Annotated in this window: 22 protein-coding genes; 15 read left to right on the top strand and 7 right to left on the bottom strand. The window is 67.3% G+C overall.

The genetic code is table 11. The annotated features are described in order from the left end of the window. Positions 1-53 precede the first annotated feature (53 nt). Positions 54-533, bottom strand: coding sequence for a metallopeptidase family protein (locus IBX18_RS26540; RefSeq protein WP_167768837.1), 480 nt, complete (start codon positions 531-533; stop codon positions 54-56). A 177-nt stretch (positions 534-710) separates the two neighbouring features. Further along, complete coding sequence (locus IBX18_RS26535; protein ID WP_029901515.1) at positions 711-944, bottom strand: WhiB family transcriptional regulator; 234 nt, start codon at positions 942-944, stop codon at positions 711-713. 522 nt (positions 945-1466) lie between these two features. Between IBX18_RS26535 and cofD the strand changes: the two genes are divergently transcribed. From cofD to IBX18_RS26495, 8 genes are all read left to right on the top strand, one after another. After that, positions 1467-2465 (top strand): 2-phospho-L-lactate transferase, encoded by a 999-nt coding sequence (gene cofD / locus IBX18_RS26530; protein WP_306796429.1) that lies wholly within the window; start codon positions 1467-1469, stop codon positions 2463-2465. 14 nt (positions 2466-2479) lie between these two features. Then, a complete protein-coding gene (locus IBX18_RS26525) occupies positions 2480-3817 on the top strand; it encodes a coenzyme F420-0:L-glutamate ligase (RefSeq protein ID WP_306796428.1) in 1338 nt (445 codons plus the stop codon). Beyond that, the gene (locus tag IBX18_RS26520; protein WP_194836227.1) at positions 3814-4332 is read left to right on the top strand and encodes an NUDIX hydrolase; all 519 of its coding nucleotides are present in this window, start codon (positions 3814-3816) and stop codon (positions 4330-4332) included. The genes IBX18_RS26525 and IBX18_RS26520 overlap by 4 nt, the downstream gene beginning before the upstream one ends. Positions 4333-4515: 183 nt before the next feature. Beyond that, positions 4516-5766, top strand: a complete 1251-nt coding sequence (locus tag IBX18_RS26515; protein WP_194836226.1) for an alkane 1-monooxygenase — start codon at positions 4516-4518, stop codon at positions 5764-5766. Further along, positions 5763-5936 carry a rubredoxin gene (locus IBX18_RS26510; RefSeq protein WP_107659003.1) on the top strand — a complete coding sequence of 58 codons (174 nt, stop codon included), beginning with the start codon at positions 5763-5765 and terminating at the stop codon, positions 5934-5936. Before IBX18_RS26515 ends, IBX18_RS26510 begins: the two co-directional genes overlap by 4 nt. Further along, the gene (locus IBX18_RS26505; protein ID WP_194836225.1) at positions 5933-6115 is read left to right on the top strand and encodes a rubredoxin; all 183 of its coding nucleotides are present in this window, start codon (positions 5933-5935) and stop codon (positions 6113-6115) included. The genes IBX18_RS26510 and IBX18_RS26505 overlap by 4 nt, the downstream gene beginning before the upstream one ends. Positions 6116-6155: 40 nt before the next feature. Continuing rightward, entirely contained in the window at positions 6156-6776 is a 621-nt protein-coding gene (locus IBX18_RS26500; RefSeq protein WP_194836224.1) for a TetR/AcrR family transcriptional regulator, read from the top strand. A 295-nt stretch (positions 6777-7071) separates the two neighbouring features. Then, positions 7072-8250, top strand: coding sequence for an alkane 1-monooxygenase (locus IBX18_RS26495; protein ID WP_306796427.1), 1179 nt, complete (start codon positions 7072-7074; stop codon positions 8248-8250). A gap of 19 nt (positions 8251-8269) precedes the next feature. Here the strand turns inward: IBX18_RS26495 and IBX18_RS26490 are convergent, their stop codons facing one another. Then, positions 8270-9316, bottom strand: coding sequence for a glycerophosphodiester phosphodiesterase (locus IBX18_RS26490; protein ID WP_194836222.1), 1047 nt, complete (start codon positions 9314-9316; stop codon positions 8270-8272). Between the two features lie 101 nt (positions 9317-9417). Here IBX18_RS26490 and ahcY point away from each other — a divergent pair, with 101 nt between their 5' ends. The 7 genes from ahcY (at position 9418) to hpf (ending at position 17905) form a co-directional block, all read left to right on the top strand. After that, on the top strand, positions 9418-10902 hold the full coding sequence (gene ahcY / locus IBX18_RS26485) for an adenosylhomocysteinase (RefSeq protein WP_194836221.1): 1485 nt from the start codon (positions 9418-9420) through the stop codon (positions 10900-10902). A 128-nt stretch (positions 10903-11030) separates the two neighbouring features. Continuing rightward, positions 11031-11678, top strand: coding sequence for a dTMP kinase (locus IBX18_RS26480; RefSeq protein ID WP_194836220.1), 648 nt, complete (start codon positions 11031-11033; stop codon positions 11676-11678). A gap of 78 nt (positions 11679-11756) precedes the next feature. Next, positions 11757-12434: an MtrAB system response regulator MtrA gene (gene mtrA / locus IBX18_RS26475; RefSeq protein ID WP_069163595.1), complete on the top strand. Its 678-nt coding sequence runs from the start codon at positions 11757-11759 to the stop codon at positions 12432-12434. 70 nt (positions 12435-12504) lie between these two features. Further along, positions 12505-14277: an MtrAB system histidine kinase MtrB gene (mtrB, locus tag IBX18_RS26470; protein ID WP_194836219.1), complete on the top strand. Its 1773-nt coding sequence runs from the start codon at positions 12505-12507 to the stop codon at positions 14275-14277. A 92-nt stretch (positions 14278-14369) separates the two neighbouring features. After that, complete coding sequence (gene lpqB, locus IBX18_RS26465; protein ID WP_194836218.1) at positions 14370-16193, top strand: MtrAB system accessory lipoprotein LpqB; 1824 nt, start codon at positions 14370-14372, stop codon at positions 16191-16193. A gap of 132 nt (positions 16194-16325) precedes the next feature. Beyond that, positions 16326-16970, top strand: coding sequence for a ComF family protein (locus tag IBX18_RS26460; RefSeq protein ID WP_194836217.1), 645 nt, complete (start codon positions 16326-16328; stop codon positions 16968-16970). A gap of 227 nt (positions 16971-17197) precedes the next feature. Further along, on the top strand, positions 17198-17905 hold the full coding sequence (hpf, locus tag IBX18_RS26455) for a ribosome hibernation-promoting factor, HPF/YfiA family (protein ID WP_194836504.1): 708 nt from the start codon (positions 17198-17200) through the stop codon (positions 17903-17905). Positions 17906-17987: 82 nt separating this feature from the next. Here the strand turns inward: hpf and IBX18_RS26450 are convergent, their stop codons facing one another. Genes IBX18_RS26450 through IBX18_RS26435 form a run of 4 tightly spaced genes read right to left on the bottom strand, consistent with a single transcriptional unit; the run spans position 17988 to position 20850 of the window. After that, complete coding sequence (locus IBX18_RS26450; RefSeq protein ID WP_194836216.1) at positions 17988-19124, bottom strand: MAB_1171c family putative transporter; 1137 nt, start codon at positions 19122-19124, stop codon at positions 17988-17990. Beyond that, the gene (locus IBX18_RS26445; RefSeq protein ID WP_194836215.1) at positions 19121-19645 is read right to left on the bottom strand and encodes a hypothetical protein; all 525 of its coding nucleotides are present in this window, start codon (positions 19643-19645) and stop codon (positions 19121-19123) included. Before IBX18_RS26445 ends, IBX18_RS26450 begins: the two co-directional genes overlap by 4 nt. A gap of 49 nt (positions 19646-19694) precedes the next feature. Beyond that, a complete protein-coding gene (locus tag IBX18_RS26440; protein ID WP_194836214.1) occupies positions 19695-20132 on the bottom strand; it encodes a hypothetical protein in 438 nt (145 codons plus the stop codon). 10 nt (positions 20133-20142) lie between these two features. Beyond that, positions 20143-20850 (bottom strand): helix-turn-helix domain-containing protein, encoded by a 708-nt coding sequence (locus tag IBX18_RS26435; protein ID WP_194836213.1) that lies wholly within the window; start codon positions 20848-20850, stop codon positions 20143-20145. Between the last annotated feature and the right edge of the window lie 259 nt (positions 20851-21109).

The following is a 21109-nucleotide window of genomic DNA, read 5'->3' as shown; positions in this document are numbered from 1 at the left end:
TCGCCGCTCGCAACAACATTCGTTACCGAGGCGGGGCCGGCTTGGTGCGATTCCTACTCGGGTTCCGGATCGATGATGTCCGGATCGACGCCGAGGTAGGTGGCGATCTGCTGGACCAGCACCTCGCGCAGCAGGTCGACCAGGTCGTCGGGGTCGCTGGCGCGCAGCTCGAGCGGCTTGCGGAACAGCACCACCCTGGCGCGGGTCGCGGTGCCGTGCCGGTCGACGCCCGCCGGGATGAGCCGGGACAGCGGCACCGGTCCGTCGGCGACCACCTCGTCCGGCCAGGTGACCGAATCAGGGTGCAGCGGACGGATTTTCGGCACGTCGTCGACCGCGATATCGAGTTTGGTGAGCCGGTCGTGCCAGCGGGTGTCCAGCGGTGCGAACGCCTCGAGCACCAGCCGATCGAACTTCTGTCCCCGGGTGCGCCAGGCAGGCACCGTGGGCGGCAACATCGGCCCACGTACCCCGCGACCACGGCGGATCACCGACCGTGCGGTCGGCGGACGACGATTACGGGAACGTGCCATGGGTAAAACCTAGCCAGCCCGCCCCTGGCCCGTGCACCCAGTGCTACCTCGGCCGGTCGGCGGGCGTGCCGCCGGGGCTCGGGCGTACCCCCGGAGCTACCCGTATGTTCGCGAGAACCGTTGTCGCCGTAGCGAGTTGTCGCGCGTGCGGATAACTCGGGGGCCAACCCAAGTCGGCTAGCCGATGCCGCGCTTCAGGCGGCGGCGCTCTCGTTCGGAGAGGCCACCCCAGATGCCGAAGCGCTCATCGTGGGCGAGTGCGTATTCCAGGCACTCGTCGCGTACTTCGCAGCCCATGCAGATCCGTTTCGCCTCGCGAGTCGAGCCGCCCTTCTCAGGGAAGAACGCCTCCGGATCGGTCTGTGCGCACAGGGCACGCTCCTGCCACTGCTCTTCGATGGATTCGAACATCTCGTCGAAGCCCGTGACGACCAGGCTGAGCCGGGGCGCCGAGACTTCGTCACCCGAGCCGAGCACGGTCGCCGAGACTTCGTCACCCCCCTCGCGATCCTTCCAGCCGTTGTCTGCGCAGACGCCACGTGCTGCGCCTGCTGTGGAATCGGTCGGCGAGACCATCTCATTGGCCATCGCTCCGCCTCCTCACTGTGTGTTAGCGCAGAATGATTCGTTCCGTCGGACCAACACGCATACCGACGGCCATACCCCGCGACGTTGTCCCGCGGACGTCCCCGAGCTCGTCATCTCGATGCGAACATCTGTTCGAAAAGCCGTTCGCGCCTTGCACTCTCGCGCGAACCCGAAATGACATGACTGTGATTAGACACGCCGGACGTGTCGATGGTCAAGCGGCCGTCGCTATTCCGTTACTATCCGCGAACGCTTTCGAAGATGATCTTGAGTCGGAGTAGGGCAAATGACCAGCAACTATAGCCCGAACATCGCCCGGTCCGACAGCGCATAGGCTGTGCGGATGTGACTTCCCTTCAAGCGGACAGCGACTCCCTCGGCGGCCCGAGGATTGCCGTACTGGTCGGGGGTGTCGGCGGCGCTCGCTTCCTCCAGGGCGTCCGGGAACTGCTGCCCGATGCCGATGTCTCCGCGATCGTGAACGTCGGCGACGACGTCTGGATGCATGGCCTCCGAATCTGTCCTGACCTCGATACCTGCATGTACACCCTCGGCGGCGGCATCGATACCGACCGCGGCTGGGGCAGGCTCGACGAGACCTGGCACGCCAAGGAAGAGCTGGCGAAGTACCACGCGCAGCCGGACTGGTTCGGGCTGGGCGATCGCGACCTCGCCACGCATCTGGTGCGCAGCGAGATGCTGCGCGCCGGGTACCCGCTCTCCGCGGTCACCGAGGCCCTCTGCAACAGGTGGCAGCCGGGCGTGAAATTGATCCCGGCAACCGACGATCGTTGTGAAACGCATGTGGTTGTGACCGACCCGGACGACCCTGGCGAACGTCGCGCGATCCATTTTCAAGAGTGGTGGGTTCGCTATCGCGCGAACATCCAGACCCATGGATTCGCCACAATTGGGGCCGAGGACGCCAAACCAGGCCCGAATGTGATCGAGATCATAGAGTCGGCGGATGTGGTCTTGCTCGCTCCGTCGAACCCCGTGGTGAGCATCGGCGCCATCTTGGCGGTGCCTGGCATCCGGGGCGCGCTGCGCACAACTGCGGCCAAAGTTATTGGTATATCCGGTGTGATCGACGGCAAACCTCTGCGCGGCATGGCCGACGAGTGTCTGTCGGTGATCGGGGTCGAGACGACCGCCGAGGCGATCGGCCGGTACTACGGCGCCCGCTCGGCCACCGGCATCCTGGACGGCTGGTTGATCCACACCACCGACACCGCCGACGTGCCCGGCGTCGAAGTGCGCAGTGTGCCGCTGCTGATGACCGATCCGCCGACCACCGCCGAGATGGTGCGGGAGGCTCTGGACCTTGCGGGCGTCAAACCGTGAGTGAGGATGAGTATGTGAATGACCATGCCGCAGGGGAACTGCGCATCCTGCCGATCACCGGCCTGCCGGAGTTCCGACCTGGTGACGACCTTGCCGCACACATTGCGGACCGCGCGCCCTGGCTGACCGACGGTGACGTGCTCGTGGTGACGAGCAAGATCGTCGCGAAGGTCGAGGGTCGCATCGTCGACGTGCCGCTGGATCCGGAGCAGCGCGACGCCGCGCGGCGCGCCCTGGTCGAGCAGGAAGCGGTGCGGGTGCTCGCGCGCAAGGGCCGCACCCTGATCACCGAGAACAAGCTCGGCATCGTGCAGGCCGCGTCCGGTATCGACGGCTCCAATGTCGAACAGGGCGAACTGGTTCTGCTGCCCGCCGATCCCGACGCCAGCGCCAAGGGCTTGCGTTCGGCGCTGGCCGAGCGGCTCGGCGTGCAGGTCGCCGTGGTCGTCACCGACACCATGGGCCGGGCCTGGCGCAACGGGCAGACCGACGCGGCGATCGGCGCCGCCGGCCTGCGGGTACTGCACGATTACTCGGGCGCCGTCGATGGACAGGGCAACGAACTGCACGTCACCCAGGTGGCGATCGCGGACGAGCTGGCCGCCGCGGCGGATCTGGTGAAGGGCAAGCTCGGCGGCGTGCCGGTCGCGGTGGTGCGCGGACTGCCGGTCACCGACGACGGGTCCAGTGCCGCGGACCTGCTGCGCGGCGGCACCGACGACCTGTTCTGGCTCGGCACCGCCGAGGCGATCGAGCAGGGGCGCCGCGAGGCGGTGCTGCTGCGCCGCTCGATCCGGCAGTTCGCCGACGCACCGGTCGATCCCGCCCGGGTGCGCGCCGCCGTCGCGGTGGCGCTGACCGCGCCCGCGCCGCACCACACCCGGCCGGTGCGCTTCGTGTGGGTGCGCGACGCCGAGCTGCGGACCCGATTGCTGACGGCGATGGCCGACAAGTGGCGGGCCGATCTCACCGCGGACGGCCTGGCACCCGATCGGGTCGAGCGCCGAATCGCCCGTGGCCGAATCCTTTTCGACGCACCCGAGGTGATCATCCCGTTCTGTGTGCCGGACGGCGCGCACGACTATCCGGACGAGCGGCGCCGCGCCGACGAGCGCACCATGTTCACCGTCGCGGTCGGCGCGGCGGTGCAGGGCCTGCTCGTCGCGCTGGCCACCGAGGGCCTCGGCAGCTGCTGGATCGGCTCCACCATCTTCGCGCCGGAGATCACCCGCGCGGTCCTCGGACTCGAGGACGACTGGAATCCGTTGGGCGCCATCGCCATCGGCCACCCGCTCGAGGAACTCCGGCCGCGCCCGGTGCCCGGCTCCAGTTTCGGACTGGTCGAGCTGTGAGCGCGGATTCCCTGCACGCCTCGGCCATCGAGCTGCTCGAAAAATGGTCGCCCGATGCGGATTACGATCAGTCGCTGCGGCATGCGATGCTCGCGTTCCTCGGCTCGGCCCCGCGTGGTTGTCTGCGTGAGCACGTGCCGGGCCACATCACCGCCTCGGCGGTGGTGTTCTCGCACGACGAACGCGAGGTTCTGCTGACCCTGCATCCGCGGGTCGGGTCCTGGATCCAGCTCGGCGGGCACTGCGAGGAGGGCGACGACACGGTCGCCGATGCCGCGCTGCGCGAAGCCACCGAGGAGTCGGGCATCAGCGGTCTGCGGATGGAGCCGGAACTATATGGCGCGCAGGCGCATTCGATCACCTGCTCGCTCGGGGTGCCGACCAGGCATCTCGATCTGCTGTTCCGGATCACCGCGCCCGCGGGTGCCGTCCCGGTGCGCAGCGCGGAGTCGACCGACCTGCGCTGGTGGCCGGTCGACGCGCTGCCCGAGAACGCCGAAGTGCTGCTGCGCTAACTCCCCTCGACACCCGACACCCCGGCCGGAGATCGCTCCGACCGGGGTGTTTGTGTCTTCGGCGGTCGTTCTGCTTTACAAATCAGCCAATTTGTCTAGACAAACGACAAATCTATCTCTATCGTCCATTTCAGAGGTAACGCACGTCACACGTGACGTGCCGCTTTTGGATGGGAGACAACGATGTCGACAGAGGCCGACACGTCCGCGCAGCCGGTGGCAACCCCGGACTGGCGCGATCGCAAGCGCTACATGTGGCTGTGGGGATTGTTCGCCCCCACCGGCCTTTTCACGATCGGCATCCCGATCATCCTGGCCCTCAACGCGATCGGCTGGCAGACGCTGGCGCAGGTACCGTTCTGGCTCGGCCCGATCCTGGTGTACGTGCTGATTCCGTTGGCGGACATCTTCTTCGGGCCCGACGGTGACAATCCGCCGGACGAGGTGATGGAGTATCTGGAGCACGACAAGTACTACCGCTACCTCACCTACCTGTATCTGCCGTTCCAATACGCGTCACTGGTCATGGCCTGCTATCTGATCACCGCGGATCAGGTGAGCTGGCTCGGCTTCGACAACGGTCTGCACCTGGTCGACAAGATCGGCCTGGCGATCACCGTCGGCATGCTCGGCGGCATCGGCATCAACACCGCGCACGAACTGGGGCACAAGAAGGTGCACCTGGAGCGCTGGCTGTCCCGGATCGCGCTGGCCCAGTCCTTCTACGGGCATTTCTATATCGAGCACAATCGCGGCCACCATGTGCGCGTCGCGACGCCGGAGGACCCGGCGAGTTCCCGGATCGGCGAGTCGTTCTGGTCCTTCTGGCCGCGCACCGTGTGGGGCAGCCTGACCTCGTCGCTGCGATTGGAGAAGGCCCGCCTGGCCCGGCTCGACAAGAAACCGTGGAGCTTGAAGAACGAGGTGCTCAGCGCCTGGCTGATGTCGGCGGTGCTCTACGCGGCGCTTGTCGCGGTGTTCGGGATCGAGCTGCTGCCCTATCTCGTACTCCAGGCGGTGATCGGTTTCAGCCTGCTGGAGGCGGTGAACTATCTCGAGCACTACGGCCTGGTCCGCCAGCGCACCGCGTCCGGCCGCTATGAACGGCCCGCGCCGGTGCACAGCTGGAACAGCGACCACATCGTCACCAATATCTTCCTGTACCACCTGCAGCGGCACAGCGATCATCACGCCTACCCGACCCGGCGCTATCAGACGCTGCGCAGCTGGGACGGTGCGCCGAACCTGCCGAGCGGGTACGCCAGCATGATCCTGCTGGCCTACTTCCCGCCGCTGTGGCGCCGGGTGATGGACAAGCGGGTGCTCGCGCACTATCACGGCGACATCACACTCGCGAACATCCACCCCGCCAAGCGGGACAAAGTGCTCGCCCGCTACCAGGGCGGTGCGGCGACCGGCGAGGTGCGGGGATGAATCGCTTTCGCTGCCCGGTCTGTGAATACGTTTACGACGAGGGAAAAGGCGCGCCACACGAAGGTTTCCCGCCGGGAACGTCCTGGGAAAAGATTCCCGACGACTGGTGCTGTCCGGACTGCGGCGTCCGGGAAAAGATCGACTTCGAACCGATAGGAGCCGTCCGATGAGTGACTACAAACTTTTCCAGTGCATTCAATGCGGCTTCGAATACGACGAAGCCAAAGGCTGGCCGGAGGACGGGATCGTCGCGGGCACCCGCTGGGACGATATCCCCGACGACTGGACCTGTCCGGACTGCGGCGCGGCTAAGGCCGACTTCTACATGGTCGAAATCGAACGGTCGTGAGATTTTGACTGCGGCAACCGCCCGTGACAGTGTCGCCGGTATGCCGCGCTCCGGAACCCGCATCCCTTATCAGGAGGCGGCGCGTGAACTCCTGCGCGCCTCGGTCCTCGATGCCATGCGCGACCTACTCACCGAACGGGATTGGTCCAAGATCACCCTCGGCGACGTGGCGGGCCGGGCCGGGGTCAGCAGGCAGACGCTCTACAACGAGTTCGGTTCGCGCAGTGGCCTTGCGCAGTCTTACGCACTGCGCCTGGCCGACGATTTGGTCGACCATGTCGACGCGGCCATCACCGGCAATGTCGGTGATGTTCGCGCGGCGTTCCGGGAGGGCATGACCAATTTCTTCGTCGACGCCGCGGCCGACCCGCTGGTGCAGTCGCTGCTCGCGGGCGAGGTGAAATTGGATCTGTTGCGGCTGATCACGCTGGACGCCGGCCCGTTGCTGGACCAAGCCACCCGTCGGCTGTCGTTGGCTTTCCAGCACAGCTGGGTGGCGGCCACGGCGGCCGAGTCGGACATCATCGCGCACGCGCTGGTGCGCATCGCGCTGAGCTATATCCCGACGCCGCCCGGTCCCGGCCGAGACGCGCCCGCGGAGTTGAGTGCGTTGCTGAGTCCGTATGTCGAAGCGATTCTGGCCGCCCGGATCGAGCACTGATCCACCCTTGAAGAACCCCGGTCCGTTTGCGCTGAGTAAGCCAGGGCTTCAACTACATGTGAGCCCACTTAAAAGCTAGTCCCCATAGCTGTAACGCTCATCACGTTTCAACCGTCAAAGTCTGCGAAACAGCCGTACAGTCTGGAACTATTCTCGTACATCGGAGTAAGGGTTCCTATTTAGCGGGGCAAACGTGCAAACGGTTGGCAAACCGGCGGTATCTTCAGATCCCAAACGACACTTATGGGTTTTCGGGCTGATCGCTCCACTGAGCGCACTCCTGCCCTCGCAACTCGTGTTGCAGACGGGCGCAAGGGTGTTCTGGTGGATCGGTCCAATCATCGTGTTGATCGTCATCCCGGTCCTGGACTGGGTTGTCGGCGAGGACGGCACCAACCCGCGCGATGAGGATTACGAGTTGCTGAGCAACGACCGGTACTACCGGTGGTGCACCTATCTGTTCCTGCCAGTGCAGCTGCTCGGCCTGCTCATCGCCTGCTACATGTGGGCGGGGCACGAGCTGAGCATCGTCGACAAACTAGGCCTGGCCGCGACGCTGGGCTTCGTCAGTGGCATCGGCATCAACGCCGCGCACGAGCTCGGCCACCGGGTCGAGCACGCGGAGCGCTGGCTGGCCAAAGTCGCGCTGGCGCAATCGTTCTACGGGCATTTCTTCGTGGAGCACAACCGCGGTCACCACGTGCGGGTGGCGACGCCGGAGGATCCGGCCAGCGGCCGGCTCGGCGAGACGCTGTGGGAGTTCCTGCCGCGCAGCGTGTTCGGCAGCTTCCGCTCGGCCATCGAGCTGGAGCGGGTGCGACTGGCGCGCAAGGGCCTGCGCTGGTTCAGCGTGCACAACCACATCCTGCAGGCGTGGTCGATGAGCGTGGTGCTGTTCGGCAGCCTCATGGCGCTCTTCGGTATCGGTGTGCTGCCGTGGCTGATCCTGCAGGCCGTGATCGGCGCGTCGCTGCTGGAGACGGTGAACTTCATCGAGCACTACGGGTTGCTGCGGGCCAAGAAGCCGAACGGGAACTACGCGCGCTGCTCACCGCGCGACAGCTGGAACAGTGACCGGCTGGTCACCAACATCTTCCTGTTCCATCTGCAGCGGCACAGCGATCACCACGCCAATCCGGGGCGTCGCTACCAGACGCTGCGCAGTTCGATGCAGGCGCCGCAGTTGCCCGCCGGTTACGCGACGATGATCCTGTTCGCCGTGCTGCCGCCGCTGTGGCGGGCGGTGATGGACCATCGGGTGCTCGAGCACTACGAAGGCGACGTCACCAAGGCCAATATCCACCCGCGTAAGCGCCGCCGGATCCTGGAGACCTACGGGACCGTCGCCACGCTGACCGGTGCGGCCCAGGCGAATTCGGCCAAGGGCACGTCGGCGCAGACGGTCACGCGGCAATCCGGTTCGGCGCAGTCGAATTCGGCGGAGTCCGACGTGCGGGAGTCGGGCGCGGCTTGAGTCACCGGCGCACCCCGGCTCAGCGGTGGTAGGCAGGAGGCAGGGGTAAACCCCTCTCCTGCAACACCTCCCGCATCCGGTCGGGGTAGTCGGTGATCACGCCGTCCACGCCGGTATCGAGTTGCGCGGCGATCGTGGCCTTGTCGTTCACCGTCCACGGGATCACCCGCAGATCCAGTTCGTGGGCGCGCTCGACATAGGCCCGATCGGCCACCAGGCCGAAGCCGCGCTCACCTGCCTTGCGGCCGTAGGGGACCGAGTAACCGGGTGAGGCGGTGTTGGCGCCGAGTGCTTTCACCGCGCCGAGCGGGTCGCCCGCGTAGTCCTCGTAGCGGATGGGGCCGAGCCACTTCGAGCCGGCCACGAAGGTGGTGTCGTCGTAGAGCGCGACCAGGGGGATCGCCGGATTCGCCTTGCGTACCAGCGGAAGTGCGCGCCAGTCGAAGCTCTGGATCTCGACGTTGCCGGTCTCGCCGGCCCCGGCGACCGTGCTGAGGATGACGTCCACGAATTCCTGCGGCGTCGCCGACTGCTCGGGGTGCTCGGCCTCCAGCTTCGTCTCGATGTTGTAGCGCAGCTGCGCGCCCCGGTAGGTCTTGACCAGATCGAACAGGGCGGGCAGCGTCGCTATCTTGTTGCCGGGCAGGCCCTGCTGGTCCGGGTAGTCGGCCAGGGTCTTGCCGCAGTCCAGCGTCTGGGTCTGGGCGTAGGTCAGGTCGTGCACCAGCTTGCCCACGTAGGGGAACTGCGGATCGTCCGGCGTGACGGGCGCGGTGTCCGCGCACTTGGTCGCGAGCACCGTCGGGTCGTGCCAGATCATCGGCATCTTGTCCTTGGTGAGCACGATGTCGAGCTCCAGCGTGCTCACGCCCAGCTCGATCGCCTTGCTGAAGCCCGGCAGCGATTCCTCGACGGTCAGACCGCGTCCGCCGCGGTGCGCCTGCAGCTCCACTGTTCGCGGCGCGGTAGCCGGTGACGAGTCCGCTGAGCTGTCGCACGCGGTGCTCAGACCGAGGACGAGCGACCCGGCGACCGCGGTCGTGACGATGACGCGAAGGTTCGGCATCGCGCCAAGCTAGCAAGGGTGAGTACGGTGTACCCACCCGCCGCGCCAGCGACTAACCTTGCGTGTTGGTACCGACTTACCAGGAGAGGCAGATAGAGGCTATGACGACCTCAGAACTTCCCGCGCGAACCGAGCTCACCGCCGATGTGCGCAACGGCATCGACTTCAAGGTGGCCGATCTCGGGCTGGCCGAATTCGGCCGCAAGGAGATCCGGCTGGCCGAACACGAGATGCCCGGCCTGATGGCGCTGCGCCGCGAGTACGCCGAGGTGCTACCGCTGCAGGGTGCCCGCATCTCCGGCTCGCTGCACATGACCGTGCAGACCGCGGTGCTGATCGAGACCCTGGTCGCGCTGGGCGCGCAGGTGCGCTGGGCCTCGTGCAACATCTTCTCCACCCAGGACCACGCGGCGGCCGCCGTCGTGATCGGCCCGCACGGCACCCTCGACGAGCCCAAGGGCACCCCGGTCTTCGCCTGGAAGGGCGAGAGCCTGGAGGAGTACTGGTGGGCCGCCGAGCAGATGCTCACCTGGCCGGACGAACCGGCCAACATGATCCTCGACGACGGTGGTGACGCCACCATGCTCGTGCTGCGCGGCGCGCAGTTCGAGAAGGCAGGCGTGGTGCCGCCGGAGGACGAGAACCACTCCGCCGAGTACAAGGTGTTCCTCAACCTGCTGCGCGAGCGCTTCGAGACCGACAAGGGCAAGTGGAGCGCCATCGCCGATTCGGTGCAGGGCGTCACCGAGGAGACCACCACCGGCGTGCTGCGGCTGTACCAGTTCGCCGCCGCGGGCGAGCTGGTGTTCCCGGCGATCAACGTCAACGACTCGGTCACCAAGTCGAAGTTCGACAACAAGTACGGCACCCGCCACTCGCTGATCGACGGCATCAACCGCGGCACCGATGTGCTCATCGGCGGCAAGAAGGTGCTGATCTGTGGCTACGGCGACGTCGGCAAGGGCTGTGCGGAATCGCTTGCCGGACAGGGCGCCCGGGTGCAGGTCACCGAGATCGACCCGATCAACGCGCTGCAGGCGCTGATGGACGGCTACGACGTGGTCACCGTGGAGAAGGCGATCGGCGACGCCGACATCGTCATCACCTCGACCGGCAACAAGGACATCATCACCCTCGAGCACATGAAGGCGATGAAGGATCACTCGATCCTCGGCAATATCGGTCACTTCGACAACGAGATCGATATGGCGGCACTGGAGCGCTGCGGCGCGACCCGGATCAACATCAAGCCGCAGGTCGACGAGTGGACGTTCAAGGACTCCGGCAAGTCGATCATCGTGCTGTCCGAGGGCCGCCTGCTGAACCTGGGCAACGCCACCGGCCACCCGTCGTTCGTCATGTCCAACAGCTTCTCCAACCAGGTGATCGCGCAGATCGAACTGTGGACCAAGCCGGACGAGTACGACAACGAGGTCTACCGCCTGCCCAAGCACCTCGACGAGAAGGTCGCGAAGATCCACGTGGAGGCGCTCGGCGGCGAGCTGACCAAGCTCACCAAGGATCAGGCCGAGTACATCGGCGTGGACGTCGACGGACCGTTCAAGCCGGAGCACTACCGCTACTGAGTCTCGGGCGCGATGACATCGCCCTCAGCGTGAGATGACAGGAGACCGCCGGATCCGTGGATCCGGCGGTCTTCGCGTTTCTCCGGCCGCGGCGCGACCCGCGGTGCACCCTCGGTACCCTGCGTGCCATGGGCGCGCTGATTGTCATCGAAGGGCTCGACGGTGCGGGCAAGCGGACGCTGACCGAGGCCGTGACGTCCCAATTGCGGGACGCCGGACTGCGAATCGACTCGCTGGCGTTTCCGCGCTACGGCCGGTCGGTGCACGCCGATCTGGCGGCGGAGGCGCTGCACGGCGCGCACGGCGACCTCGCGGCGTCGGTCAACGCGATGGCGCTGCTGTTCGCGCTGGACCGGGCGCAGGCGCGCGACGAACTGACGAAGTTGTTGGCGGACAACGACATCGTGCTGCTCGACCGGTACGTTGCCTCCAATGCCGCCTACAACGCGGCCCGGCTCGACGAGCAGGCCGACGGCAAAATCGTCGGCTGGATAGGCGAATTGGAGTACGAGCGGTTCGCGCTGCCGACGCCCGCGGTGCAGGTGTTGCTGGACGTTTCGCCCGAACTCGCGGCCGAACGGGCGCGCAAGCGCGGTGAGCTCGACCACAGCCGGGCGCTGGACGCTTACGAACGGGACGGACAACTTCAGCAGCGAACCCTCGCGGTGTACCGTGAGCTGGCTCAACACAACTGGTATGGGCCGTGGTGGATATTCCGATCAGGTGACGATCCAGCCACATTGGCTGCGCGATTGGCGGATTTGATTACCCGCTAGGGTTAGATGTGCGGCGGGTTCACACCAGTGTTGGCGTGGCAGCCCGATCCTGGCCTGGGAGATGACACCATAGTAATTATGAAGCCGAAGATTCTGGTCGTCGACGACGATATGGCGCTCGCTGAGATGCTCACGATCGTCTTGCGCGGGGAAGGGTTCGACCCGCATGTGGTCGGCGACGGCACACAGGCCCTGGCGGCGGTTCGCGAGATCCGCCCCGATCTGGTGTTGCTGGACCTGATGCTGCCCGGCATGAACGGCATCGATGTGTGCCGTGTGTTGCGGGCCGATTCCGGAGTCCCGATCGTGATGCTCACCGCGAAGACCGACACGGTCGACGTGGTGCTCGGTCTGGAGTCCGGTGCCGACGATTACATCGTCAAGCCGTTCAAGCCGAAGGAACTCGTCGCCAGGGTGCGTGCCCGGTTGCGGCGCACCGAGGACGAGCCGGCCGAGCTGTTGTCGATCGCCGACATCGTGATCGATGTGCCCGCGCACAAGGTGACTCGCGGCGGCGCGCAGATCTCGCTGACACCGCTCGAGTTCGATCTGCTTGTCGCGCTTGCCCGTAAGCCGCGCCAGGTGTTCACCCGCGAGGTGCTGCTCGAGCAGGTCTGGGGCTACCGGCATGCCGCCGATACCCGACTGGTCAACGTGCATGTGCAGCGGTTGCGCGCCAAGGTCGAGAAGGATCCGGAGAACCCGGAGATCGTGCTGACCGTCCGTGGCGTCGGTTACAAGGCCGGACCGCCGTGATCCGTCGCGTTGAGCGAGTGCAGGCAGCGTTCGTGCGGACGGAGGCATCGAGCGCCGACGAGGCTCGGTCGTGATCGATCGCTCCAGCAGCAAACTGGAGCGGCGACTGGCAGCGGTAGGCGCCAGATTCACCGAGCTGGGTACGGTGCTCGGCCATCTCTGGCAGCGATCGTTGCAACTGCGGGTCGCGGTCTCGACCATCACCCTGTCGCTGATCGTGATCACCATCCTCGGTGTGGTGCTGACCGATCAGATCACCAACCGGATGCTGGACACCAAGATCAACGCGGCGGTCGAGGAGATGGTCCGCGCCCGCAACGCGGCGCACAGCCAGCTGGTCGGTACGCACGACACCGGTACCCAGCTCAATCGGCTCGTCGAGGCGCGCAACGCGCTCTCCAGCGACGGTAGCCCGCAGACCGGGGTCGCGGGCAGCTACGACGTGGCGCTGGTGATGGTGGACAGCGGCCAGCAGGAGGTCGCCGCGGGTCCGATCCAGGACGTGCCCGCCGAACTGCGCAACTTCGTGCGCCGCGGCCAGGTCAGCCGTCAGTTCAGCACGGTCTCGGACTCCAGCGGCTATCGCGGCCCCGCGTTGATCATCGGCAGCCCGAGCACCGAAATACCCACGCTGGAGATCTATCTCATCTTCCCGCTGTCCACCGAGGCCCGCAGCCTGTCGCTGATCCGCGGCACCATGCTGATCGGCGGCATCGTGCTGCTCGTCTTGCTCGCCGCCATCACGGCGCTGGTGACCAGGCAGGTGGTGCTGCCGATCCGTTCGGCCGCGCGGATCGCCGGTCGCTTCGCCGACGGCAGGCTCAAGGAACGCATGCTGGTGCGCGGCGAGGACGACATGGCGCGGCTGGCGCAGGCGTTCAACGAGATGGCCGAGAGCCTGTCCAACCAGATCACCCAGCTGGAAGAGTTCGGAAACCTGCAGCGCCGCTTCACCTCCGACGTCAGCCACGAGTTGCGCACCCCGTTGACCACCGTGCGGATGGCCGCGGATCTGATCCACGGCAGCAGCGACGATCTCGATCCGGCGCTGGCCCGCAGCGCGGAGCTGTTGGTCAACGAGCTGGACCGGTTCGAGGGCCTGCTCAACGATCTGCTCGAGATCAGCCGCCACGACGCGGGCGTCGCTGAACTCCAGGTCGAGTCGCTGGACGTGCGGATGTGCGCCCGGGCGGCGATCTCCACGGTCCGGCACCTGGCCAAGGACGCGAGCGTCGAGGTGGTCATCGATCTGCCCGAGGAACCGTTGGTCGCCGAGGTGGATCCGCGCCGGGTCGAGCGGGTGCTGCGCAACCTGCTGGCCAACGCGATCGACCACAGCGAGGGCAAGCCGGTGCTGATCAGGATGCGCGGCGACGTCGACGCCAACGCGGTCTCGGTGGTGGTGCGCGACCAGGGCGTCGGGCTGCGGCCGGGCGAGGAGAAGCTGGTCTTCAACCGATTCTGGCGCTCGGATCCGTCGCGCATGCGCCGCTCCGGCGGCACCGGGCTCGGCCTGTCGATCAGCGTGGAGGACGCGAACCTGCACGAAGGCAGGCTGGAGGCCTGGGGCGAGGTCGGCGTCGGCGCGAGCTTCCGGTTGACGCTGCCGCTGGTGCGCGGCAAGAAGCTCGGGGTCAGCCCGCTGCCGCTGGAGCCGGTGCGCAAGCAGGCCGTCGTGCGGCAGGTCGAACTGGAGGCCGTCCCGGCTTCGCCTGCGCCGGAACCGAATCCGGTGTCCGGTGCGACCTCGGCGGCGGCCGCCGGGAACGGCTCGACCCCGCCTGCGACGTCGTCATCGGCGGGGGCCGACTCGGCGCACGAACCGGGGGACGTACCGTCATGACTCGGCGTTACCCGCCCGGTGCGCGCCCGGCGCCAGCCTTCCGAAACACACCCCCGACGACGGGGGCGCTCGGTCCCGGGGGAAGGGGTTTCATGGGAATGCGTGTCGGTTCCGCGAAGACGCAGCGGCTGTTCGCGTGCGCCGCGGCGGCCCTTGCGGCCTTGGTCGTGCTCTCCGGGTGTGCCAGCCTGCCGGAATCCTCGGCGCCGCAGGCGCTGGGCACCATCGACCGGGAGCCGACCTCCGAGGGCCCGCCGCCGCCGGTCGCCGGGCGCGACCCCGATCTACTGCTGCGCGACTTCCTGCTGGCCACCGCCGACCCGACCAATCGGCATCTGGCGGCCCGCCAGTACATGACCCCGTCGGCCGCCGCGCACTGGGACGACGCGGCGGGCACCACGATCGTGGAGAAGCCGGATACCTTGCGCGAGTCGCGAACCGGCGACAAGGCGACTTATCGCATCCGGGCGCGCAAGGTCGCCGAACTGGACACCAACGGCGCGTACCGCGCCTCGGCCGACCCGCCGCTGGAACACAAGATCGAGATGACGAAGGTCAACGACGAGTGGCGCATCGACGAGCTGCCCGACGGCGTCGTGATGGACTCCATCGCGTTCGGCAAGTCGTATCGGCGCTACGTGCTCTATTTCGTCGATCCGACGAGCAGCGTCGTGGTGCCCGATCTGCGCTGGGTGTCCGTGCCCAAGGTGCAGCTGACCCAGCGGCTGCTCGCCATGCTCGGCGAGGGCACCCAGCCCGCCCTCGCCCCGGTGCTACGCAACGAGCTGGCCGCGCCGATCACCTTGCGCGGGCCCATCACCAAGGCCAACGGAGATCCGGACGAGGTCGGGGTGGGGATCGGCGGCGTGAAGATCGACTTCGCCGGCGCGTCCGCGCTCAACCCGCGCGATCGGGAGTTGCTCGCCGCGCAGGTCGTGCTCACCCTGGCGGGCGCGGACATTCTCGGCCCCTATGTGCTGCTCGCCGACGGTAAACCGTTCGATGACCGGTTCACCGGCAGCGGCTGGTCGACCGCCGATGTCCAGCAGTACAGCCAGCCGACCGTGGGGAACAACCAGGTCGGTCTGCACGCGCTGCGCGGCGGCGCGCTGGTGCAGGTGCCGGAGAACAACGCCGTCATCACCCCCGCGCCGGGCTACTTCGGTGCCGTGAACAACTTGCTTTCCGCGTCGCTCTCGCCGGACGGTCAGCTGGTCGCCGGAGTCGCGGACACCGGACGGCCCGCGCCGGAACCACCGCGCACCTTGATGATCGGCACCTATGGCGGCAACGCCATTCCGGTCGCCGCGGGCGCGACGATCACCCGGCCGTCCTGGAATGTCGACGGCACCGCCGCGTGGGCCGTCATCGACGGCGAACGGGTGATCCGGGCCGTCAACGACCGGACAACGAACACCGTATCGGTCCAGGATGTCGACACCTCGGCACTCACCACGTCGAGCTCCGGGTCGAATTTCCGGCCGCCCATCACCGAGCTGCGGCTCTCCCGGACCGGCGTGCGGGCCGCGCTGATCGCCGACGGCAAAGTCTATGTGGCGGTGGTGGTTCCGAAGCCCGGCGGCGGGTACGCCCTGGACTCGCCGCTGCCGGTGGGCGTCAACGCGAGTGCGAACGCCGTGTCGCTGTCCTGGTTCGGCAACGACCGGTTGATCATCTCCCGCGAAGGCAATGTCGATCCGGTGGGCACCGTGTACATCGACGGGTCACAGCCGACGCCGCAGACCAGCCGCAACCTCACGGCGCCGGTGCGGCAGGTGAGTGCCTCCCCGGAGCACCAGTACGCCGCCGATTCCCGTGCGGTGCTGGAGCTGACCAGCAATCCGGACGGTGGCGAACCCTACTGGCGCGAGGTGCCAGGACTAGGGGCGAACGCCGTGCCGGTGCTGCCGGGCTGACGGACTTCTGCGGAGCCATCCGTACCGATTCCCCCGGACAGCGCACGCGTAAACAGTTCCCTGGCAACGGTATCGAAGACGCGGTAGCAGCCGAGTCGGTCGCTTGTCGGTGGGCGGGCGCACACTCGGTCGATGCGGACCCTGTTGGATCTGATCCTGCCCGCCTCGTGTGCGGGCTGCCGGACGGCGGGGGTCGGCTGGTGTGCCGACTGTGCGGGCGCGCTCGCGGGGCCGCCGCTGCGGGTGCGGCCGCGGACCGATCCGGGGGTGCCGTGCTGGGCGCTCGGGCCCTACGCGGGGCCGGGGCGGCGGGCGGTGCTCGCGGCCAAGGAGCGTGGGCGCCGGGACCTGGCCGAGCCGCTCGGGCTGGCATTGGCGGGTGGGCTCGCGCGCTTGCGGACGGCCGATCGGCCGCTCGTGCTGGTGCCCGCGCCGAGCCGGAAGGTCGCGGCGCGCAGGCGCGGCGGTGATCCGGTGCTGCGTGCGGCGGCGGTAGCCGTGAGTTGGCTGCCCGATAGCCAAATGGTATCCGTGCTCCGGGTGTGGTGGGGTGTCCGTGATTCGGTGGGGTTGACACCCGGTGCGCGGGCACACAATCTGCGCGGGCGGATCACGACGATACCCGCTTGCCCGGCGCTGCGCGAGATCGCGGAAAACGCCGAGGTAGTGCTGGTCGACGACGTGCTGACGACCGGAGCGACGGCACGCGAATCGGTGCGCGCACTTGCCCGGATCGGATTACGGACACGTGCCGTGCTGGTTACCTGTGCTGCTTGACTCCGGGAAATTTGCGTGAACACTGGCGCACTCCCGAATGTCGTACTACCGTCGCGATCACACACCCGAACCGGGAGTTTGGAGGTGGCGCCTCGGACATCAAGTGCCGAGAGATCGTCGATCGGCACGGCTCAATCCCGCCGCACGCACATTGTCTGTGCGGCCATATTCGGGAGGTACGCGTGACGACTTCTTCACGACCTTCAGTGCAAGACGCTGACCCTTCGGTGCTGGACGACCGCACCGTCGACGTGACCGAACAATCCACTGCAGACCGAACCAAAACGCCCCGTGCGGACGTCGTGGTCAAGGGTCGCAATGTCGAAGTTCCGGATCACTTTCGAATCTACGTCGCGGAGAAACTCTCCCGCCTCGAACGCTTCGACCCGTCCATTTTCATTTTCGACGTCGAGCTGTTCCACGAGCGAAATCGGCGGCAGCGCAAGAGCTGTCAGCGCGTCGAGATCACCGCGCGCGGTAAAGGCCCGATCGTGCGGGCCGAGGCCTGCGCCGATAGTTTCTACGCCGCGTTCGAGTCGGTGACGGCCAAACTGGAGAGCAGGCTGCGCCGCACCAAGGACCGCCGCAAGGTGCACTACGGGGACAAGACCCCGCTGTCGGTCGCGCAGGCCACCGCGGATCTGGTGGACGAGTCGCTGTTCGCGCAGCCGAACGGATCCGGCGCGCACGACCACCCCGACGGCGACACCCGCCGCTCCGAGGAGCAGGCCGAGAACCAGGAATACGCGGCCGGACCCGGGCATATCGTGCGCACCAAGGTGCACACCGCGACCCCGATGTCCGTCGACGACGCCCTCTACCAGATGGAACTCGTCGGCCACGATTTCTTCCTCTTCCAAGACCGGGAGACCGACCGACCGTCGGTTGTCTACCGTCGGCACGCCTTCGACTACGGGCTCATCCGCCTCGCGTAGTTCGGCTTTCCACCTTCCACCGCTCCGGGTATCCAGCGCCCGAGTTGGGTGCCCGGAGAACCCGCACCCGTCCCAGCGATCGTCAGCCGCCCCGGCTGGGCTTCGGTAGTAACTTCGTCAAACCTGTTGGTACCGTGCGAGTTTCGCGTATCCGCCAAGCTTGTGCCAGCTCCAGCAGGCGGCGGATGTCGGAGTCGAGATCGCTGGACGGTGTGCCGAATCGATCGGCTTCCGTGGCGCCCGCGGCGGGGGCGGCGCCGGCCCGCTTGGCGGTGATCGCCTGCCGCAGTTGCCGGGCATAGCGCTCGGTACTCGGCGGACCCGGCGTGGTCTGCTCGGCGGGCAGGTACCGGTGCAGGTGCATCAGCGCGTCCCGGATCTCCACCGTCATCCGGAGCAGGCGGGCGTCCGGCGGGACCGGACCGCTTGCGGGCAGCACGATCTCGGGCACCGCCGCGGTGAGCTCGGACCACAGCGGCCGCAGCCGACGGCAGCGTCGACCGGACCGGTCCCACCCGGCCCGCGCCGACACCAGCTCGGCCAGCGGTACCGCCAGCATCGCGGCCAGCACGAACACGGTGCCGAAATTCGGTGCCGCCCAACGGGTGAGGTGCGGGTCGTCGGCGTTCCAGCGACCGGTATGCCGGGCGATCGAGCTCACCAGGCTCGCGCCCGCGATAACCGGCGCGGCGAGCAGGGCGGTGAAGACGGCCCGCTCGTACCTGCTGACCTGACCGGTGCGCAGCTCGCGCAGGCCGACCCGCCAGACCAGCCTGCCCGCCGCGATCAGCGGAATCCACATCACCGCCGACACCACGAACTCCTGCCAGCTGCTGTCCTGGCCGAGCAGGGTGCCTGCCCGCCGGTAGGGCGTGCCGATGAGCAGGATCAGCCCGACGGAGGCGACGGCGGCCAGGTCGTAGTACCGCTGCCGACGCGCCGCGACGCGCGGGTCGGTGTCGGCCCACAGGGTCGCGGCACCGTAGATGCTCGCGATCGCGAGCATGGTGGCGCCCATCGACAGCTGGTGCATCAGGCTGCCGAATTGCGGTGCGATGCCCCGTTCCAGCAGGACGAGCGATACCGCGGTCCAGGCCAGTGATCGGTTGAGCAGCCGGTCGATCGCAGTGTGGTTGAGCACCGCGAAACGACCGAGGGTCACGGCGACGACGAAAGCGATCACCGGCACCGCGAAGACCGCGGGGACGGGGGAGCTCACCGACGTCGGTCGCGGAAGAATGTCCGGTGTAGCAACGAGTCTCGGCGTGGCGGGCGCATGGCGTGCAGCATGACCATGTCGGCGAAGGTTTCGGCGTCGCGTTCACGGGTGGTGCCGTAGTCGGTCCGGCCCAGCACGTGCGCGATGGATTCCGGCGAGATCGAGGGCAGTAGTTCGGCGACCGCGGCCACCGTCGGGGTGGTCGGCGCGGGTTCGTCGTCGGTCGGCTGCTCCGGGCCGTGGCCGAGCAGCATGTGGCCGAGCTCGTGCACGATGATGTGCTCGGCGTGCCACTCGGTGGTGTCCGCGCCGTAGACGATGACATCACTGTCCTGCTTCGCGATCCACAAACCGCTGCCGGTGCCGCACCCGGTGCCCGCGAGCAACGCGGTATCGATCGGCAGCAGACTGATGCTCCGGCCGCGATACCGCGCGACATCGTCGAGATAGCTCGACAGATCCCACGGGTGGGGTATCGGTACGTCGCGGGTCAGGTTCCGGAACCGGGCCTGCATGGCCATGCGATCGATCTCCTACAGCAAGCTCGTTGCCCCCATGTAGGTGGAGATGTTACCGACTCGGCGGTACGGGACGATCGGTGCTCTCGATGATCCGGGCCAGGATCGACTGATCGACGTTGGAACCGCGCAGCGCGATGCTGGAAACATTGGCATCGCGCATGGTCGCGAGCAGCTCGAGCTCACGGTCGATCGCCGCGGCCGCCGGGCCCGTCGTGGTGAGGTAGTCCGCGGCGACGCCGAAGCTCTGCGCGATCGCCGCGAGGACCTCGGGTTCGATTGCGGCGGAACCATTTTCGCCGTCGAAGTCACCACGGCGTAGTCGCTCCAGCTGGCTCGCCGGGATGGTCCGGCGCAGGTAGTCCCCGGCCTGCTCGGCCACCGTCGCATTGCTGCGCTCGGGGGCGGAGCGGGGGTGCACGACGGCGAAGAGCCGGTTGACCTTGTGGCTCAGCGTGAGCGTCCCGTTGGTCGGCGCGTTGTTCGTCATCTCCGTCACCTCAGTGCCCGCCGTTTCGACTCGCGGTCGTGGCCAGGTTGGCAGCCAGCCACCGTGCCCGGAACTGGGCTTCTGTCGCAGCATCCACGTCCTCCGATCGTCCGGCCAGCCAGCGCCGGTATCGCCGTTCCTGTAGTTCGGTAGCGTCGCTGACTTCGGCGGGCACCTCCAGCAGATGCGCGAAGGCCATTTCGACGAGGGGGTGCAGGGCGCGGCCCGGTCCACCGTTGCGTTCCAGCATGGTGGTCGCGTAGCGCGCCGACAGTTTGGAGACCACCCGGTTGAGCTCTTCGATGGCCGCGACCAGCTGCGGGTCGGTGGCCTTGCCGCGCTCGACCGCATCGTTGAGCCGGCCCGCGGTGGCGAGCAGGCCGGTGAGGTCGGCGATTTCGAAGCGGATCGAGTCGGGCCCGGCCACGACGGATTCGCCGGTGTGGCGGGCGACCGGGCCCGGCTCGTCGGCGGTCGGCGTACCGCCCGCGTAGGTGCGCGCGGCACTGCCGGGCAGCCAGCGCAGCGGCGCGTCGAGTTTGTTCAGCGTGTGCGTGCTGATCGCCGCGTCGCCGTCCTCGATCTTGCGAATCGTCGGTGCTGATGGCCCCCCGAGGTCGCCGATCTGTAACTGCGTGAGTCCGAGCTCGTCCCGGCGCTCCTTGATGATTCGGCCGAATCTCTTCTGGCGTCGCGACAGCTCCGAAGGGCTATGCATAGTGGCTTCAGGGTAGGCGCGAGCAGGGCTGAAAGCAAATCGATAGAAAGTGTTTGAAAAATCAGTGGAAATATTGCTAGTGTTCTGAGGCGCCGAGTCGCATCCGACATCGGCCTTGCGGAGCGTTCCGGGACGAGCAGGGGCGTTCGTCGGGACGGGCGCCTTCCGGTCTGTTGCGCAACGGCGCGCGGCAGGCCGGAATCAGCGACGGTGGAGGGGATCGCCGCTGCGCACGGGGTCACCGTCGGCGAAGGGGGTC

This window comes from Nocardia sp. XZ_19_369 (genome assembly GCF_015355715.1).
GTDB lineage: Bacteria > Actinomycetota > Actinomycetes > Mycobacteriales > Mycobacteriaceae > Nocardia.
This window is presented reverse-complemented; position numbering and strand designations above follow the sequence as displayed.